The organism is Microbulbifer aggregans (assembly GCF_001750105.1).
Lineage (GTDB): Bacteria > Pseudomonadota > Gammaproteobacteria > Pseudomonadales > Cellvibrionaceae > Microbulbifer > Microbulbifer aggregans.
This window is the reverse complement of sequence record NZ_CP014143.1, coordinates 3,035,945-3,054,055: the sequence shown is the minus strand read 5'-3', so window position 1 is coordinate 3,054,055 and position 18,111 is coordinate 3,035,945. Positions and strand designations below refer to the sequence as shown.

Here is an 18,111-nt window from a genome sequence, read left to right as displayed (position 1 = left end):
GATGCTGCCGGCGCATATAGGCCAAAAAAAAGCGAGTAACCTGGCCTCTTCACTGCTCATCGCTGCGGCTGGGGCTCAGGGAGGGCAGCTCCTTGATGTAGATATCCGATTTTGTATAGGGGATTTCCACATTGTGCGCCGCCAGGGTCTTATAGATACCCAAGAGCAACTCGTGCCTGATCCGGCCGCGGTCCTCCGGCAAGTTGATCCAGACCAGCAACTCGAAGTCGAGACTCGAGGCTCCGAAGCGCCGCATGCGCACCCGTGGTTCCGGCGATGCAGCCAGCTCCGTGTGCTGCAGGGCAACCTCAAGCAGAATAGAGCAGACCTCGTCCGCATCGGAACCGTAGGCAACACCGACGGGAATGGTCACACGGATCGATGCGCTCGGGCCGCCGCTCTCATTGATAATCTTGCCACCGGCGATCAGCGAGTTCGGGAGCGTGATTTCCACATCGTCGCGCGTCATGATGCGGGTACTGCGCAGCCCGATCTGAGTGACCCTGCCGCGCTCACCGCTGTCCAGGTTGACGTAGTCCCCCACCTTGTACGGGGCATCGGCGAGAATAAAGAACCCGGAGAACAGGTTGGCCAGTGTGTCCTTGGCCGCGAAGCCCACCGCAATACCAATCACGCCCGCGGACGCCAGCCAGCCCAGAGGGTTGATGCCCCAGATCAGCAACAGCGCGTAACTGCCGAACAGGATGACCAGCAATTTACAGGAGAGGTCGAGCAGGGGGATGGCGCGCTGGTCGATCAGGGAAAACCGTGCGGACTTCGCACTGATGACCTGCAGCAGCGTTCCGCACTGGAAGAACAGCATACGTACCCAGCTGACCAGAATGACCGTCGACAACAGGCTGGACACAATCCCCACGTCCTCGCCGCCGGTCAGGAGCTTGTGCGCGGCGATCAAGCCGAGACAGAGTATGGTGGTGAAGACGGGTCGCTGCAGTTGCACGAGCAGCGTAGCTCCGGGGCCGGTGCGATCAGAGGGTAACCAGCGTCGCAGCTGCCTGAAGACAACAAACCGGCAGACCAGTGCGATGATGAGTGCGCTTGCGAGAATTGCAGAAGCCCCAAGCAGGGGATGCTGCTCAAGTAAATCCGCGATGGGCTGCAGGCGTTCCGGGAGAATCGCTTGAAGTCCTCCGAGCGGAGCTTCCACGTTGTCGCTGTTCATCAAATGGCGAATTCCTTTTCGGCTTCAAGGTGCACTCATGTGCACGAGCATGTCGGGATTGCGGGCCGGATTGGTACCGGCCCGCCCGAGAGCTGCAACTTCAGAACGTTACATTTTTTGGCGTGCGCGGGAAGGGGATCACGTCGCGGATGTTCCCCATACCGGTAACGTAGGACACGATACGATCGAAGCCCAGCCCAAAACCTGCGTGGGGCACGGTGCCGTAGCGGCGCAGGTCCCGGTACCAGTCCAGGTGTTCCTTGGGAATGTCCATCTCGTCCATGCGCTGGTCCAGCTTGTCCAGTCGCTCTTCCCGCTGGGAGCCACCGATGATCTCGCCGATGCCCGGGGCCAGTACATCCATCGCAGCCACGGTTTTGCCATCGTCATTCATGCGCATGTAGAAGGCCTTGATGTCCTTCGGGTAGTTCATGACGATCACGGGCTTCTTGAAGTGCTTCTCAGCCAGGTAGCGCTCGTGCTCGGAGGCCAGGTCGATGCCCCAGGAAACCGGGAACTCGAACTTCTCCTTGCAGTTCTCGAGAATCTCGATGGCATCGGAATAGTTGATGCGGGCAAAGTCGTTGTCGATGATGTTCTCGAGACGGCTGATGGCCTCTTTGTCGATGCGTTGGGCGAAGAAGGCCATGTCGTCAGGCCGCTCTTCCAGTACCGCCTTGAAGACGTACTTCAGCATCTTTTCCGACAGGTCGGCGACGTCGGCCAGGTCGGCAAAGGCGATCTCAGGCTCTACCATCCAGAACTCCGCCAGATGGCGGGTGGTGTTGGAGTTCTCAGCCCGGAAAGTGGGACCGAAGGTATAGACCTTGGACAGCGCCAGGCAGTAGCTCTCCACATTCAGCTGGCCGGACACGGTCAGGAAGGTTTCCTCACCGAAGAAATCCCTTTTGTAATCGATTTCGCCCTTGTCGGTGCGCGGCAGGTTTTCCAGATCCAGGGTGCTGACTCGGAACATCTCTCCGGCGCCCTCACAGTCAGAGGCCGTGATGATTGGCGTGTGCACATAAAGGAAGCCGTTTTCGTGGAAGAACCGGTGGATCGCCTGGGCGATGCAGTTTCGTACCCGGGCAACAGCGCCGCTTACATTGGTGCGTGGGCGCAGGTGGGCATGCTCCCGCAGGTGCTCCATGGTGTGGCGCTTGGGGGACATGGGGTAGGTATCCGGGTCTTCGACCCAGCCAACCACGTGGACTTCGCTGGCCAGCAGCTCGATGGACTGGCCCTTGCCCTCCGACGGCTTGATGGTGCCGACGATATCGACGGCGCAGCCGGTGGTCAGGCGCAGCACCTCGGTTTCGTAGTTACTGATGTTCGCCTCGACGACCACCTGGATGGGGTCGAAACAGCTGCCGTCGTGCACGGCGAGAAAGGACAGGCCGGCCTTGGAGTCGCGGCGGGTACGGATCCAGCCCTGGATGCGGGTTTCGGAGCCCTCGCGTCCGGTGGATTTCAAAAGGGAATCTACGGATTCAACTTGCATTGTTCTCGCTTACCTGAATTCACGGCGGATTGCTCAGTTTATACGCAAGCCGCTGTCGGTGAATGACGGCGGGCATATTGACGTTTTGAGCAGCGGAAATCCAGTCCCGCTAGTGAGCTCTGTGGCGGGCAGGTAGCGGTTGTCAGTCGCGATTCGGGGCTGGCGGGGAGGCAGTGGGAGGTGTGGGGGATCCAGCCGCTCACACGGCCGGATCCAAGGGGCTCAGGCCAAGCCGCGCCGGCGGAACAGCGGTACCGGCTGGTCAACCGCGGCCTGATAGCTGTCACTGAAGTCATGCAGTGACGCCAGCAGCTTCTCCAGGGGCTCGTCACCCTGGAATGCAAAGGCGTTGAAGCCGCAGCGGCGCAGGTAGGTCAGCTGGTCGCGCATGAAGTTCCCGACCGCTCGCAGCTCACCCCGGAAGCCGTAGCGCTCGCGCAGCAGGCGGCCGGTGGTGAAGCCTCGCCCATCGGCGAAACTGGGGAAGTGGACTGCAATCACGGACAGTGCGCGGGCGTCCTCACCAAGCAGGTCGGCAGCTTCATCGCTGTCAAGCCAGACGCCGAGTCGCAGGGACTGGTCACCAAGTTCCGTTTTCGCTGTTTTCCAGGCCTCGAGTGGCAGGATCAGCCTGGTCGTTTCCAGAGTATCGGCGCCGAGGTTCTGGGGGGCTTCCTCTCTCGATACCAGCTGCCACTCGTTTGTCGTCACGGCGCCGTCCACAATCAACTTTGCCGGGTTCTCGGGCTGCGGCGTGTTTCCTTTAGCTGGCTTTGGCATAGACTTTTTCCTTGAACGGTTGCAGGCCGATACGCTGGTAGGTGTCGAGGAACAGTTCCTCGGGATGTCGATGCTCCACGTAGAGGTCCAGGATCTTGCCGACCACATCCGGAACCTCGGCCCGCGAAAAGCTGGGTCCCAGAACCTTGGCCAGGCTCGCGCTCTCAGAGGAACTGCCGCCGAGCTGGATCTGGTAGAACTCCTCGCCTTTCTTGTCTACGCCGAGAATGCCGATATGCCCCACGTGGTGGTGGCCGCAGGCATTCATGCAGCCAGAGATGTTCAGGTTCAGGTCGCCCAGGTCGTACAGGTAATCCATGTCGTCGAAGCGGCGCTGGATGGCCTCTGCAACGGGGATAGACTTGGCGTTAGCCAGTGAGCAGTAGTCGCCGCCCGGGCAGCAGATCATGTCTGTCAGGGTGCCGATATTGGGCGTAGCGAAGCCATGCTTGCGGGCCGATTGCCACAGTGCTCTCAGGCTGGCCTGCTCGACGTCGGCCAGCACTGCGTTCTGGTCGTGGGTGATTCTTGCCTCGCCGAAACTGAATGCGTCGGCCAACTCGGCAATGGCATCGAGCTGCCGGTCGGTGACGTCACCGGGGGGAACGCCGGTCGGCTTGGTGGACAGCTTTACGGCGCGGTAGCCGGGAACCCGGTGGGGAAAAGTGTTCCTTTCCAGCCAGCGGGAAAACGCCCTGTCTTCAGCGGCCTCCGCATGCAGTGCGGTATCGCTCTCGGCACCATCAAACTGTTTGTAATCCGGGGCGGTAAAAAATGTCTTGGCCCAGGCGAGCGCCTCCGGTGTGAGCTTGTCTACACCATCTTTGATTTGTTCCCACTCCCGCTCGACACGGGAGCCAAATTCCTCGGCCCCCAGGGCCTTTACCAGGATCTTGATGCGCGCCTTGTATTTGTTGTCCCGCCGACCCAGTTGGTTGTAGACGCGGACAATGGCCTCGAGGTAGGAGAGCAGATCCTGCTCCGGCAGGAAGTCCCGGATCAGTTCAGCAATGACCGGGGTCCGACCCTGACCACCGCCGACATAGATTGCAAAGCCGATCTCGCCGTCGCGCTCAACAATCTGCACACCGATATCGTGCACGCGAATAGCGGCACGATCGGATTCCGCGCCATTTACCGCGATCTTGAATTTTCGCGGCAAAAAAGCGAATTCGGGATGGAAGGTGGACCACTGGCGAATCAGCTCGCAGTAGGGGCGCGGATCCGCAATTTCATCGCGGGCAACGCCCGCGTAGGGGTCGGAAGTGGTGTTGCGAATACAGTTACCGCTGGTCTGCACCGCGTGCATTTCCACCTCTGCGAGTTCGGCGAGAATATCCGGTACATCCTCGAGCTGCGGCCAGTTGAACTGCAGGTTCTGTCGGGTGGTGAAGTGCGCGTAGCCCTTGTCGTAATCGCGGCTGATGCGCGCCAGGCGACTCAGCTGGGCGCTGTTAAGAAGTCCGTAGGGAATCGCGACCCGCAGCATGGGTGCCAGGCGCTGGATATAGAGGCCGTTTTGCAGGCGCAGCGGCAGAAATTCCTCCTCGCTGAGTTCCCCGGAGAGGTAGCGCTCTGTCTGGTTCCGAAACTGGGCAACCCGCTCGCTGATAATGGCGTGGTCCCGATCGTCGTATCGATACATAACAGCTTGATTCCATGACCTTTTTTGCAGAACCGGCGAGGGGCACGACGGTCCTGTGGATTCTCCAATGGCGCCTAACATACCAGTGGGCTTATGCAAAAAATAACAATATTTTTTGCTATGTTAGGAACTAATGGTTATAAGCTGCTTGCCTGGTTGTGGCGGGGCCGCTTGCGCGGGTTTCGGGGATTTGCTCTACTTGATTGACCGTCGTCAGGCGGCCAACTACATAGGATAAGAATAATCGGCAATCGGAGTCTTTCGATGAATGAGAAAGTAGTTGTATCCACTGAAAGTGATAACGCGGCAGACGCCATTGCCGCCGTGGCCCTGGTGGCCATTTTTGTCGTCACCTGTATTTACTGGGTCGCCAGCCAGTAAGACAGATCGGCGCCCGGAGTAGAGCCGTCCCGGGCGACCGCTTCCCCCGCTTTATCTCAGCCCATTCTTTCCAGTACCGTTCTCACTACCAGTACCAGTGTCAACACGAACAGCGTCGTGAAGATAATACCGGCCGCGACATAAGCCTTGATGCTGCCACTGCGGAAGTCCCGCTCGCGATTTTTATTACTCTGAACGCCGATGGCGGCGGCAAGTGTGCTCAGCACCACCTGTAAAAAGCCGGGCTGACGATGTTCCTTTGAGTGTTCGTTATCATTGTTTTTCATGGTCACTCCCTGTCATTGACGCGCCCCGTGCGCGGGCGCAGATCTTCAGCGCGCGGTTTCAGTCCTCCAGGTTCGGGCGCAGCCAGCGTTCCAGCTCGGTCGCTTCAACCCCCTTACGCTGGGCGAGGCTCTCCAACTGGTCGCGCCCAATCTTGCCCACATTGAAGTACCTGGCCTCCGGATGGGCGAAGTACCAGCCGCTGACGGAGGCGGCTGGCAGCATGGCGAAATGGGAGGTCAGGCTGACACCAGCGTTTTCCTCGGCACCGAGGAGTTTGAACAGGGTCGCTTTCTCCGTGTGGTCCGGGCAGGCCGGGTAGCCCGGGGCAGGGCGTATGCCGCGGTACTTCTCGCGGATTAGCTCTTCATTGGAGAGGGTTTCTTCCGGGGTATAGCCCCAGTAACCAGTTCGAACCTGGCGGTGCAGGTATTCCGCGAACGACTCTGCGAGGCGGTCTGCCAGCGCCTTGACCATGATGGCGCTGTAGTCGTCGTGGGCTGCCTCGTACTTCGCCGCCAGCTCGTCTGCGCCAATACCGGTGGTCACCGCGAAACCACCGACGTAGTCACCAACGCCTGAGTGGGCAGGTGCTACGAAGTCCGCCAGTGAGCGGCACAGTCCATCACCGCCCAGTTTCTGCACTTGCTGGCGCATCTGGTGCAGGCGGGCCAGTTCTTCAGTGCGGCTCTCGTCGGCGTAGACGACGATATCGTCCCCTTCGCTATTGGCGGGCCAGAGGCCAATCACGGCACGGGCTCTCAACAATTTCTTGTCGATGATCTCCTGCAACATCAGCTGTGCATTTTTGAACAAGTCTGTGGCCGCCTCACCAACAACCTCGTCATTGAGGATGGCCGGGTACTTGCCGGCCAGGTCCCAGGAGATGAAGAAGGGCGTCCAGTCGATGGTATCCACCAGCTGTTCCAGGGGGAAATCATCGATCACGGTTACGCCGACCTTGCGGGGTACAGGCGGCTCGTAGCTCTGCCAGTCGAACTCCGGTGCCGCGGCGAAAGCTTCCTCGTAGCTCAGGCGCTTGTCATTGCGCTTGCGATTGGCGGTGCGGTGACGGACCTTCTCGTACTCTTCCTGGATATTGGCCACGAATGCCGGGCGGTGATCATCGGAGAGCAGGTTGCTGGCCACCCCGACTGCACGGGAGGCATCCGCGACATAAACCACCTGGTTGCGCCGGTACTCCGGGTCGATCTTCACCGCGGTGTGGGCTTTCGATGTGGTAGCGCCGCCAATCAACAGCGGCACGTCGAAACCCTGGCGCTCCATCTCTGCGGCCACGTGGACCATCTCGTCCAGGGACGGGGTGATCAGGCCGGATAGGCCAATGATGTCGCAGTTCTTTTCCCGGGCGGTCTGCAGGATGGTCTCCGCCGGGACCATCACACCCAGGTCGATGACCTCGAAGTTGTTACAGGCCAGTACCACCCCGACAATGTTCTTGCCGATATCGTGGACGTCACCTTTGACCGTCGCCATCAGGATGCGGCCGTTCGGCTTGCTGTCGACGGTTTTCTCCGCCTCGATATAGGGTTGCAGGTAGGCGACCGCCTGTTTCATGACCCGCGCAGACTTGACCACCTGGGGCAGGAACATCTTGCCCTCACCAAACAGGTCGCCGACCACATTCATGCCGTCCATCAGCGGGCCCTCGATCACGTCGAGCGGACGCGAGGCCGCCTCCCGGGCGAGCTCGGTATCCTCGGTGATATAGGTGGTGATGCCTTTCACCAGGGCGTGTTCGAGGCGCTTGTTCACCGGCCACTCACGCCAGCCGAGGTCTTCCTTGCGCGCCTGGCCTCCGCCATCGCCGCGGTATTTCTCGGCGATTTCCAGCAGGCGCTCGGTGCCATCCAGGCGCTTGTTCAGGATCACATCCTCGACCCGCTCGCGCAGCTCCTCGGGAAGGTCGTCATATACGGCCAGCTGGCCGGCGTTGACGATGCCCATGTTCAGTCCCGCCTTGATGGCGTGATAAAGGAACACGGAGTGGATGGCCTCGCGCACCGGGTTGTTGCCCCGGAACGAGAAGGAGACATTGGACACGCCACCACTGACCTGCGCACCTGGCAGGTTCTGGCGGATCCAGCGGGTGGCATCGATAAAGTCCACCGCATAGTTGTTGTGTTCGTCGATACCGGTGGCGACCGCAAAAATATTCGGGTCGAAGATGATATCGCTGGGGTTGAAGCCGACCTTGTCCACCAGGATGCGATAGCTGCGTTCACAGATCTCGCGCTTGCGGGCGAATGTGTCGGCCTGGCCGTCTTCGTCGAAGGCCATGACCACCACTGCGGCGCCGTAGCGCCGGCACAGGCGGGCCTTCTCGACAAAATCCGCCTCACCCTCCTTGAGGCTGATGGAGTTGACGATCGGCTTGCCCTGGATGCACTGCAGTCCCGCCTCGATCACCTCCCACTTGGAGGAGTCCACCATGAACGGCACCTTGGCGATCTCCGGTTCCGTAGCGGCCAGGTTGAGGAAGCGGCGCATGGCGCCGACGGAATCCAGCATCGCCTCGTCCATGTTGAAGTCGATTACCTGTGCGCCGTCCTCTACCTGCTGGGCGGCCACTTCGAGGGCGGTATCGTAGTCCTCCTCGAGGATCAGGCGTTTGAAGCGGGCTGAACCGGTGACGTTACAGCGTTCCCCCACGTTGACGAACAGGGAGTTCTCATCGGCGACAAATGGCTCCAGTCCAGACAGGCGCAGGGCTGGCTTCAGTTCGGGCTTTTGCCGCGGCGGCACATCGGCAACCGCCCGGGCGATAGCGGCGATGTGCTCCGGTGTGGTACCGCAGCAGCCACCGAGGATATTGATGAAGCCGCTGCGCGCGAACTCCGCAACAATGGCCGCGGTCTCTTCCGGTGTTTCGTCGTATTCACCGAATTCATTCGGCAGGCCCGCATTGGGGTGGGCGGAGACATGTTCGCCACAGACGCCGGAGAGCGCCTCGATGTAGGGGCGCAATTCGGTGGCGCCCAGCGCGCAGTTGAGGCCGACACTGAGGGGGTTGGCATGGGCCACGGAATAATAGAAGGCCTCCGTGGTCTGGCCGGAAAGGGTGCGACCGGACGCATCGGTGATGGTGCCGGAAATCATGATCGGCAGCTCGAAGCCCAGCTCCTCGAACAGCTGCTGCAGCGCGTAAATGGCCGCCTTGGCGTTCAGGGTGTCGAAAATGGTTTCGATCAGGATCAGGTCACAGCCGCCCTCGATCAGCGCGCGGCCCGCCTCGACATAGTTGTCCACGAGCTGCTGGAAGGTTACGTTGCGCGCCCCGGGGTCGTTGACGTCGGGGGAGATGCTGGCGGTACGTGAAGTGGGACCCACGACACCCGCAACCCAGCGCGGCTTGTCCGGGGTCGAGGCGGCATCTGCCGCACGGCGAGCCACTTCCGCTGCCGCACGGTTCAGTTCCGGTACCAGGTCCTCGAGCGCATAGTCCGCCTGTGAGAGCCTGGTGGCGTTGAAGGTGTTGGTCTCGATGATGTCGGCGCCGGCATCCAGGTATTCCCGGTGCAGCCGTTCGATCAGCTCCGGCTGGGTGATGCTGAGCAGGTCGTTATTGCCCTTGAGGTCCCCGGCGTGTTCATCAAAGTGCCCGCCACGATAATCGGCCTCCTGCAACTTCTCCCGCTGAATCATCGTCCCCATAGCGCCATCCAGGATCAGGATGCGGTCGGCGAGGGCGGCGTGAAGCTGCTGGAGACGTTCGCTGCGGGACTGCTGGGACATGGGCGATTCCTTAAGCCGTTTATTGGTGTTCGCGGGTATGAAAAGGGCGGCTATCTTATCACTCCCGGGCGCCTGCGTCGGCCTGATGAGCCGCAGCCGCCTAGATGCAGTAAAACAACAATACTGGTTCCCAAATGCGGATTTCGCCGAATTTGTGTCCCAATTCGTGCCAAATGCGGAAAAGCATGCCGTTGTTGCACTCGGTCCATCTGCAATGTCCTTCGCGTTGGCAGTGGAAGGTTTAACTTGCCGTCCAGTCGGAGTAAAATACCCGACAAAGAAACTCGGTTATTTGAGAAGCGATATGTCTGAACAGTCTTCCGAACTGAATGTCACCATCACGGAGTCCGCCCAGGAGTACCTGCGGGAGCTGCTGGACAAGCAGGACTGTGAGGGAATTGCCATCCGCATGTTTGTCTCGAGCCCCGGTACCCCGAACGCCGAGACCTGCATTGCCTACTGTCGTCCCGGTGAAGAGCAGGAGGACGATGTCGTGATGGAGCTGAACGGCCTCAAGGCTTACTTCGAGGGTCGATCAGTGCCGTACCTCGATGAGGCGCGCGTCGACTACTCCTCGGACAAGATGGGTGGCCAGTTGACCATCCGCGCACCCAACTCGCGCATGCCCAAGATTACCGATGACAGTCCCGTTGAGGACCGCATCAATTATGTGCTCTACAACGACATCAACCCGGGCCTCGCTGCCCACGGCGGTCAGGTCAGCCTGGTGGAGTTCACCGAGGACAACTACGCGATCCTCAAATTCGGTGGTGGCTGTCAGGGTTGCGGTATGGTGGATATGACCCTGAAAGAGGGCGTCGAGAAAACCCTGAAGGAGAAGGTCCCGGAAGTGGCTGGGGTGAAGGACATTACCGACCATACCGATAAGTCCCAAGCGTATTATTGATCCTTGTGGATCTGAAATAAAAAAGGCGAGCCAATGGCTCGCCTTTTTTATTGCCCATGCGTTAATGGGTTCTTGACAGCTGCAGTGCCAGTAGGGCGCTGGCCGCTATATCGGACTTACGAGTGCCCCTGCTTGTGGATGTGCATGGAGTAACAAACAGCAACCGCTATGACGAAGCCAGTTGGTCATAGGATCTCGAACTCATTGTCCGCGGGCTAGCAACATCTCGGTGGAAACGATAAACAGGCTGGTGGCTGCGACGGAAAGCAGGAAGTAGGGGATATTGGCTGCTTCCTTCGGTGGTATCTCTTCCCGTATTGCGGTAATGATAATCCCGCCCACGACAAACAAGGTTGAAAACTTGAAGGCCGGCCCGAGCTGATCTGAGAGGAAGGAGGCAAGCCAGCCTAGCAGTAAGCTTAGGGAAAAAATGCTCCGGAAGTAGCGGCGATAGCGTTTGGGGTAATGCATCCAGAGGTGGTAATTGATGCCGATGAAGTGCATCCCAAAAGCAAACGTCAGCCCGAAATAGCCGAGCAGTGAGGCGAACGGCCAGTCACCCAGGAGGAAACCGATCTGTGCATTGTAAAGGCCGAAGACACTTGCTACTAAAAGCGTGGTGCTAGACGGTTTCTGTCCTATACCGAGGCGATCCTCAGAGAGATCTTTCTTGGCAACGAGTAGAAAGATCACGAATCCCGTCAGCGCAGCAAGGTATACATGTAGTCCGGCAGGTAAGAGCGCATCGGTGTCAGCATCCAGGTCGATGGCCGACTGGATTTCGGCAAGCTTGGGCAGCAAGACCAAAAAAACATAGGAGATGCCTACTCCCGCGGAAACACTCAATATGGGGGGGTGCACTTTTTCCCGAAAAATTTTCCACCGCGGGAGCGTCCATGTGATCAGGCACAGCAGTAGAATGCCCAGAAAGGATAGATAGTGATTCATGGGATTGAAGCCTTTCCGGAGGAGAATTTCATCCTGGCCGGAACTCCGGCGGAGTGCTCGCCGGGGCGCCTGTTTGGAGTGTTAAAGCTCTTCGAAATACTCAAACTCGTCGATGTGATCCATGTAGACGCCGTCGAACCCGGCATCAATAACGCGATCGACATAATCCCCGGACTCACCGAACAGGGTGTCCCGCCAGGGCTGCAGCCAGTAGCGGATGTGGTAATTCCCCGGAGAACCTGAGACTTCGTCCAGAAGCCAGTTCGGCGGGTTGCTGGGCCAGAAGCTCTGCCAGTAAAAGCGGTCGCTCTCGGCCTGGCCGACGCTGAGGTATGCCAGCAACAAACGCCGGCCACCATTGGCCTTGAAACGCAGTTGCCGGATTTGCTCGGCGGTAAACGGTACTCCGATAAAGAAGAAATCGATGATTACTACGTCGTAATCTGTCTCCACCACCGCATCGACCAGTTCCTGGGCGGTGGAGAACAGCTGTGGATTGGTGAGGTGCAGGAAATTGCGGGAGAACCCCAGGTCCTCGATATCAGCCCGGTTGCTGTTCGGAATTACCGCCGGGTAGTCCGGTATCGTGTCCAGTTCCGCCCGGGGGGCGGCGAAGCCCAGGTAGCCTGCCTCTTCATTCAGCAGGATCGACTCGTCGACATTGCGCTCAGTGACGGCGAAATCGGTTGAGAAGACGGTAACACCGCCTTCGTCGCGGGCGATGTCCAGAAACCCGCGCAGGCGCTCGGATTCGGTTGCTGAGGATGGTTGGTCGACTGTCTCGAGACCAAAAAACACGCCCTGCTGGGCGATGCCATCCAGGGCTGCGAGGTACTCGGTTTCCACTGCGCCGGTGACGCGCCCGGTGGCAGTCACAAGCTCCACGCCATTCTGGGGAACGATGATGAAATCCCGGTTCCGGCTTCTGGCGTAGCGACTGATGTCCTGAACCAGCTCTCGCATCTCCAGGCGGTAGTTGGTCACGCTGGACTCTGGCACGAAGCTGGGCACCTCATCCAGGTCGCAGGCCAGTAGCAGAAGCGGCAAAAACCATACCGCGGCACGCTGAATCAAAATCATTTCCCCAACTTCTCCCTGTAGTGGACTTCGATAGACTAGCGGGTTCAGGCCGGCCTTTCATCAAGAAAGCGACGGGCCGGAGCGTTTGATTGTGCGATCTACTTCGGCTGCATCCTTTTCTTGGTGGTGGCCGTCGCCTGCGCTGAAACCGGATCGTCGGGCCAGTAGTGCTTCTGGTATCTGATCCGAAGCTCCTTGCGCACCTCGTGATAGGTATTGGCCCAGAAGCTGGCCAGGTCCCGGGTCACCTGCACAGGCCTGCGGGCAGGGGACAGGAGGTGAATCATGAGTGGATACTGCCCCTTGAGGATCGCAGGTGTCTGCGCCTGGCCGAACATCTCCTGCAGGCGCACCGGCAGTACGGGAACCTCCTCCGAGTAATCGATGGCGATGCGGGAACCACTGGGAACGCTCATATGTGTAGGCGCGAGTTCATCCAGCTTTTGCTGTAAGGGCCAGTCCAACCCCGTCTTGAGAATGAGAAAGAGGTCCAGTTGTTTCAGCTGTTCGAGCTTGTTCATGCCCGTCAGGTGGGGCAGCAGCCATTCCTCCAGGGTCTCAGTCAGCGCCCCATCACTCCAGTCCGGAAATTCAAGATCGCCCAGCGAGTTCGGAGGCTCGTCAGCCATATGGCGCAGGAATTCGACCCGGGCGCGAAGCGCGGTTGCTTCTTTGCTCCAGGGAAGTATCTGCAGGCCTTTCTGGCGGATTGCGTCGAGCAGCGCCCTGCTCAGTAGTTCCGGTGAGATATCGGGGGCAGGGCGCTCATCCAGGACAATGCGTCCAATACTGGTACGCACGCTGGCAACTGCGCGCCCGCTGGCTTCGTCCCAGCGCACGGCAGTTTCCTCAGTAATCAGCTCGGGAAACGCCTGCCTTAAGGCCCGTTCGGAAATCTCTGCAGCCAGCTGAATTCGGGCATCCCGTCCCTGACCGTCGAGCTCGGCAATTACCAGGTAATCCGCCAGGGCCAGCTCGTCGTCATGGCTGAAGTGTGCGCCGCGACCCCCGGAAAGCAGGAAGCGGCGTTCCCGGTCGTGGCGGTTTTTGGCAATACGGTCGGGGTAGGCGAGGCCGAGCAGCACGCCGACCCGGTCGCCGGAATCGATCGCTTCGCTCGGGGCCGCATCAGTGCCGACAAGGTTTTGCAGCTGCCGCTGCCAGGTTTTTGCCTGCTGTCTAATGCGCTGGATGGCACCGTGATCTGCGCTCGCCGCGCGGGCTTTTCCCTGCAGCGTATCGATGCGTTGCTGCATGTTTCGGTTCCAGCGTGCCTCGCCGCGGAAGATGTCCCGCTCAGACAGCTGTGCTGCGAGCAGGCAGGCTTGTTCGATCAGCCCCCAATCGGTGCTCTTGAGCATCATGTGGCCGAGCCGGGGATGAGTACCGAGCGCGAGGATGGCAGAACCGTGTTGGGTGATGCGGAATTCACTGTCGATCGCGCCCAGCTGCTGCAATAGCCCCTGTGCCTGTGAGATAGCTGCCGGCGGTGGAAGGTCGAGCCAGCGCAGCTCGTCGACCTCGCTGACGCCCCATTGCGCCAGTTCCAGCATCAGCGGTGCCAGGTCACTAAGCAGGATTTCCGGTGTATTTTTTGCTGCCAGCGAATCCTGCTGCGATTCACTCCACAGGCGGACACTGACGCCTTCGCAGAGACGCCCGGCACGCCCGCTGCGCTGTGTTGCGGAGGCGCGGGAGATGCCGGTTGTCACCAGTCGGTTCATACCGGTATTGGGGTCGAAACGGGATTCACGCATCAGGCCGGAATCGACGACGATGCGGATACCCTCAATGGTCAGGCTCGTTTCCGCCACGTTGGTGGCCAGCACGACTTTACGCTGGCCCTTGGGCGCCGGTGCAATTGCCGTGTCCTGTTGCTGTTTGCTGAGATCGCCATATAGCGGCGCGATGGTTATCCCACTCTGGCTATCCAGTTGCTCATGCAACAGGCTTTCAACTTTGCGGATCTCGCCCACACCGGGTAGGAATGCCAGCAGGCTGCCGCTCTCGCGCTCCAGCCATTCCCCGATCTGGCGCGCCACAACATTGGGCATGTGACGTTTGTCTGCCGGCAGTTGCTGGTGGGCCAGGTAGTGAATGTGAACCGGGAAGCTCCGGCCTTCACTGCGGATGACGGGTGCGCCGCCCAGTACCTCTGCCACAGCCTCGGTTTCCAGTGTCGCAGACATCACCAGCAGCTTGAGATCATCACGGAGGTATTCCTGAGACTGGAGGCACAGCGCCAGGGAAAGGTCGCCCTGCAAATTCCGCTCGTGGAATTCGTCAAAGATCACCAGTGCTGTCTGTGCCAGTTCGGGGTCGGACTGGAGTAGGCGCGTCAGGATGCCCTCAGTGACCACAAGAATACGCGTGTCCTTGCTCGTCTTCCGTTCGGCGCGGATCTGGTAGCCGACGGTTTGGCCTACGGATTCCCCAAGCAGGTCTGCCATGCGTGCCGCAGCGCTGCGGGCGGCCAGTCGGCGAGGTTCGAGCATGATGATTTTGCGATCGCCGAGCCAGTCGCAGTCCAGTAGTGCCAGTGGCACTGCGGTAGTCTTGCCGGCGCCGGGCGGCGCCTGAAGGACAACGTTATTGTGCTCACGGAGTGCGTCGAGGAGGTCGGGCAGGGCTGCGTGGATGGGTAACTCTGACATGGCGGGCATTATACCGATTCCCGGCCTGCATACAGACGGCCAATGCGCCCGCTTCTGGTCAGTTTATGCCGTTGCCGGGCTAGCTATTCTGCAGTGGTCCCAGTTGCTGGTTTAGCCACTGCTGGAACTGTGGCTTGGGCAGGGCCCCGGACAGGCGGGCTATCTCCCGGCCGCGGTGAAAGACCATCAGAGTGGGAATCGAGCGTATCTGGTAGCGCGCGGCGGTCTGCTGGTTATCCTGGGTATCCAGCTTTACGAACACTGCCCGGGTGGCCATTTCTCCTGCCACCAGGCTGAATACCGGCGCAAACTGCTGGCAGGGGCCACACCAGGTTGCCCAGAAGTCGACCACTACTGGCAGGTCCGACTTGTCAACGAAGCGGCTGAAATTCTGGTCGGTCGCATTGATCGGCTGGCCGGCTAGTAGCGCTTTGCGGCACTTGCCGCAGATTGGTCGATCAGCCAGTCGGTTGCCTGGCACCCGGTTAATGGCGCTGCAGACTGGGCAGACGATTTGCAAGGGTGCATTATCGTTCATGAACAAGTCTCAGGATGCTTTCGAGTGGTATATCTTGTCACTCGCCGCTTTTTCAAGGTTGATCAGCGCCTGGCCGTGGTCTGCTCAGGTGGCATGGTTGAGCAACCATACATGCTGCTCAGCGGGCACCAATCCCTTCAGTCCGTCTGGAATCGCCTTGTTTTCAATCTGCCTCAGATGGTAGTGGTCGTCATAGTGGCGGCCTACCTCCTCATCAGAGACCGAGAAAGGTGGTCCCGGCATCAGTGCCTGGTCGTAGACAAAGGTCACTAGCAGCTGTGGTGCACGCGCAGAAATTTCCATCAGGTGACTGACGTAGCGTTCGCGCATGGCTTCCGGCAGTGCTACCAGGGCTGCACGATCGAAGATTGCGTCCACAGGACCGAGGATTTCAGCTGTCAGGTCGAAGATATCGCCACAGAAAAGATCAAGCCCCGGAGCCTGATACAGTTTCAGGTCCCCGAGGATGGAGATTTCAGGCTCGACCTTTAGCTCATCGAACAGCTGATCCACGGCCATTTGGCTAAGCTCTGCTCCGGCCACTCGATGGCCTTTCGATAGCAGCCAGCCGATATCGAGGGTCTTTCCGCACAGGGGGAGGAAGAAGCGGCTGGCTTTTTTCAGCCCCAGCAGCTCCAGGTTGCGGACCAGAGCCGGATTGGCTTTGGATTCATGAAAGCCGATCTCATTGTCCTGCCAGCGTTGATGCCAGAATTCCGGTTCCATATTGGATCTTTGTAAGTGTCAGGGTGCTTTGGATTAGCCGTCGCTGCCGAGCTCAGTGCACGGGCTCGTTTTGATAAAGTTACCTATTCCTGAATCTCGACGCCATGCCAAAACGCCACCATGCCCCGAATTTTCTTCGCCGCCTCCTTGGGCTCCGGGTAATACCAGGCCGCATCTTCGTTGGTCTTGCCATCGACTTCGACTGTGAGGTAGTGGGCCTCGCCCTTCCACGAACAGTGCGTCGTTGTTTGGCTCGGTCTCAGAAAGGCTCTATTTAATGAGTCGGGTGGGAAGTAATGGTTGGACTCGACCACGATAGTATTATTGCTTTCAGCGAGTATGGCGCCGTTCCAGACAGCCTTCACGGTAGCCTCCGGTGTAGACGAATGATGTATTCGCGCTTGCTGGGTGAAGCCATCTGTCTAGAAGCTCGGGGTCCTTCTGGGACTTCCATTTCAATGCCAGGGGTTCTGCGCCCGCAGCGGCCTGGAGTGGGTAGCGAAACGCCGGCGCAAACGGTGATGGAAGGGAAGAGGCCGGAGACCCGACCCCCCTGGAGTAGTAGGAATCAGATTGCACGCTTTGGCAGTACATTCCGCAATTGCTCTGCCATTCCCAGCAGCAGCTTCTCGGTAGTTTCCCAGTCGATACACTTGTCGGTTACGGACACGCCGTAGTCCATCTGGCTGTGATCATCCAGAATCTTCTGGTTGCCGGCCTTCAGGTTGCTCTCCACCATGATGCCGATAATGGACTGGTTGCCATCCAGTATCTGATGGGTGACGTTGTCCACCACCAACGGCTGCAACTCGTGGTTTTTGTTTGAGTTGGCGTGGCTGCAGTCAATCATGATGTTGGGCATGAGTTCCGCCTTGCGCAACTCCTGCTCACATACCGCGACACTGACGGAGTCATAGTTCGGCTTGTCGTTACCGCCGCGCAGGACCACATGGCCGTACTTGTTGCCGGCGGTGTGGATGATCGCCACCTGGCCTTCCTTATTGATACCCAGGAAGCGGTGGGGATTGGCGGTGGATTGCAGCGCATTGATGGCCACGTCCAGGCTGCCGTCAGTACCGTTCTTGAAACCTACCGCCGAGGAAAGACCGCTGGCCATCTCGCGGTGGGTCTGGGATTCGGTGGTGCGAGCGCCGATTGCGGACCAGGAAATCAGGTCCTGCAGGTATTGTGGTGAAATCGGATCCAGGGCTTCGGTGGCCGTGGGCAAGCCCAGCTCGGCGATATCCAGCAGCAGTTTGCGGCCAATATGCAGTCCATCGTGAATCTTGAAGGAGTCATTCAGGTACGGGTCGTTAATTAGACCTTTCCAGCCGACCGTGGTGCGAGGCTTTTCAAAATAGACACGCATGACAACCAGCAGGGTATCGGAGACCTGGTCCGCGACCGCCTTGAGACGGCGGGCATATTCCATGGCCGCATCCACATCGTGCACGGAGCATGGGCCGATCACTACCATCAGGCGGTGGTCCTTGCGGTCGAGCACATTGCGCACGGCAGCGCGGCCTGCAGCGACAGTGGCTTCTGCTGCCTCGCTGACGGGCAGCTCGGCCTTGAGCTCTTTGGGGCTGATCAGTACTTCCTGGGAGACGACGTTCAGGTCGTCGAACTGCTGCTTGGTCATTTCTCTGTCTTTCTGTTGTGCCTCAATGACGGTAAGTCAATGAATTGGAAGGACTATCCTACTGGCCCAGGTCAATCCCGGCGAG

14 protein-coding genes are annotated in these 18,111 nt (G+C 59.3%); 1 reads left to right on the top strand and 13 read right to left on the bottom strand.

Translation table 11 applies throughout. The features are described from left to right. Positions 1–49 precede the first annotated feature (49 nt). The 6 genes from AUP74_RS13285 to metH all read right to left on the bottom strand — a co-directional run bounded on the left by AUP74_RS13285 (position 50) and on the right by metH (position 9,531). Complete coding sequence (locus tag AUP74_RS13285) at positions 50–1,183, bottom strand: mechanosensitive ion channel family protein (RefSeq protein ID WP_069947993.1); 1,134 nt, start codon at positions 1,181–1,183, stop codon at positions 50–52. A 100-nt stretch (positions 1,184–1,283) separates the two neighbouring features. Next, positions 1,284–2,684, bottom strand: coding sequence for an asparagine--tRNA ligase (asnS, locus tag AUP74_RS13280; protein WP_069947992.1), 1,401 nt, complete (start codon positions 2,682–2,684; stop codon positions 1,284–1,286). Between the two features lie 222 nt (positions 2,685–2,906). Continuing rightward, positions 2,907–3,464 carry a DUF934 domain-containing protein gene (locus tag AUP74_RS13275; RefSeq protein ID WP_069947991.1) on the bottom strand — a complete coding sequence of 186 codons (558 nt, stop codon included), beginning with the start codon at positions 3,462–3,464 and terminating at the stop codon, positions 2,907–2,909. Next, complete coding sequence (locus tag AUP74_RS13270; RefSeq protein ID WP_069947990.1) at positions 3,448–5,109, bottom strand: nitrite/sulfite reductase; 1,662 nt, start codon at positions 5,107–5,109, stop codon at positions 3,448–3,450. The genes AUP74_RS13275 and AUP74_RS13270 overlap by 17 nt, the downstream gene beginning before the upstream one ends. A gap of 437 nt (positions 5,110–5,546) precedes the next feature. Further along, on the bottom strand, positions 5,547–5,777 hold the full coding sequence (locus AUP74_RS13265) for a DUF2970 domain-containing protein (protein ID WP_069947989.1): 231 nt from the start codon (positions 5,775–5,777) through the stop codon (positions 5,547–5,549). Between the two features lie 58 nt (positions 5,778–5,835). Continuing rightward, complete coding sequence (metH, locus tag AUP74_RS13260) at positions 5,836–9,531, bottom strand: methionine synthase (RefSeq protein WP_069947988.1); 3,696 nt, start codon at positions 9,529–9,531, stop codon at positions 5,836–5,838. Between the two features lie 304 nt (positions 9,532–9,835). On the opposite strand from metH, the gene nfuA reads away from it, so the two are divergent. Then, complete coding sequence (gene nfuA, locus AUP74_RS13255) at positions 9,836–10,438, top strand: Fe-S biogenesis protein NfuA (protein ID WP_069947987.1); 603 nt, start codon at positions 9,836–9,838, stop codon at positions 10,436–10,438. Between the two features lie 201 nt (positions 10,439–10,639). On the opposite strand, the gene AUP74_RS13250 is transcribed toward nfuA, so the two are convergent. The 7 genes from AUP74_RS13250 to AUP74_RS13220 form a co-directional block, all read right to left on the bottom strand. Beyond that, positions 10,640–11,386, bottom strand: a complete 747-nt coding sequence (locus tag AUP74_RS13250; protein ID WP_069947986.1) for a hypothetical protein — start codon at positions 11,384–11,386, stop codon at positions 10,640–10,642. An 81-nt stretch (positions 11,387–11,467) separates the two neighbouring features. Next, positions 11,468–12,466, bottom strand: a complete 999-nt coding sequence (locus AUP74_RS13245) for an endo alpha-1,4 polygalactosaminidase (RefSeq protein ID WP_069947985.1) — start codon at positions 12,464–12,466, stop codon at positions 11,468–11,470. 98 nt (positions 12,467–12,564) lie between these two features. Beyond that, positions 12,565–15,129 (bottom strand): ATP-dependent helicase HrpB, encoded by a 2,565-nt coding sequence (gene hrpB, locus AUP74_RS13240; protein WP_226999793.1) that lies wholly within the window; start codon positions 15,127–15,129, stop codon positions 12,565–12,567. Positions 15,130–15,199: 70 nt separating this feature from the next. Then, positions 15,200–15,658, bottom strand: coding sequence for a thioredoxin TrxC (trxC, locus tag AUP74_RS13235; protein ID WP_069947984.1), 459 nt, complete (start codon positions 15,656–15,658; stop codon positions 15,200–15,202). Between the two features lie 84 nt (positions 15,659–15,742). Further along, positions 15,743–16,384, bottom strand: a complete 642-nt coding sequence (gene tmpT / locus AUP74_RS13230) for a thiopurine S-methyltransferase (RefSeq protein WP_069947983.1) — start codon at positions 16,382–16,384, stop codon at positions 15,743–15,745. An 83-nt stretch (positions 16,385–16,467) separates the two neighbouring features. Next, positions 16,468–16,749: a DUF427 domain-containing protein gene (locus AUP74_RS13225; RefSeq protein ID WP_069947982.1), complete on the bottom strand. Its 282-nt coding sequence runs from the start codon at positions 16,747–16,749 to the stop codon at positions 16,468–16,470. Positions 16,750–16,952: 203 nt separating this feature from the next. Next, positions 16,953–18,026: a 3-deoxy-7-phosphoheptulonate synthase gene (locus tag AUP74_RS13220; RefSeq protein WP_069947981.1), complete on the bottom strand. Its 1,074-nt coding sequence runs from the start codon at positions 18,024–18,026 to the stop codon at positions 16,953–16,955. Between the last annotated feature and the right edge of the window lie 85 nt (positions 18,027–18,111).

Bases quoted from the DNA above. Each gene is read 5' to 3' on its own strand.
- AUP74_RS13270 (WP_069947990.1), bottom strand. From the start codon at position 5,109: ATGTATCGATACGACGATCGGGACCACGCCATTATCAGCGAGCGGGTT.
- AUP74_RS13265 (WP_069947989.1), bottom strand. From the start codon at position 5,777: ATGAAAAACAATGATAACGAACACTCAAAGGAACATCGTCAGCCCGGC.
- trxC (WP_069947984.1), bottom strand. From the start codon at position 15,658: ATGAACGATAATGCACCCTTGCAAATCGTCTGCCCAGTCTGCAGCGCC.
- metH (WP_069947988.1), bottom strand. From the start codon at position 9,531: ATGTCCCAGCAGTCCCGCAGCGAACGTCTCCAGCAGCTTCACGCCGCC.
- AUP74_RS13220 (WP_069947981.1), bottom strand. From the start codon at position 18,026: ATGACCAAGCAGCAGTTCGACGACCTGAACGTCGTCTCCCAGGAAGTA.
- AUP74_RS13285 (WP_069947993.1), bottom strand. From the start codon at position 1,183: ATGAACAGCGACAACGTGGAAGCTCCGCTCGGAGGACTTCAAGCGATT.
- AUP74_RS13245 (WP_069947985.1), bottom strand. From the start codon at position 12,466: ATGATTTTGATTCAGCGTGCCGCGGTATGGTTTTTGCCGCTTCTGCTA.
- tmpT (WP_069947983.1), bottom strand. From the start codon at position 16,384: ATGGAACCGGAATTCTGGCATCAACGCTGGCAGGACAATGAGATCGGC.
- AUP74_RS13275 (WP_069947991.1), bottom strand. From the start codon at position 3,464: ATGCCAAAGCCAGCTAAAGGAAACACGCCGCAGCCCGAGAACCCGGCA.
- hrpB (WP_226999793.1), bottom strand. From the start codon at position 15,129: ATGCCCGCCATGTCAGAGTTACCCATCCACGCAGCCCTGCCCGACCTC.
- nfuA (WP_069947987.1), top strand. From the start codon at position 9,836: ATGTCTGAACAGTCTTCCGAACTGAATGTCACCATCACGGAGTCCGCC.
- AUP74_RS13250 (WP_069947986.1), bottom strand. From the start codon at position 11,386: ATGAATCACTATCTATCCTTTCTGGGCATTCTACTGCTGTGCCTGATC.
- asnS (WP_069947992.1), bottom strand. From the start codon at position 2,684: ATGCAAGTTGAATCCGTAGATTCCCTTTTGAAATCCACCGGACGCGAG.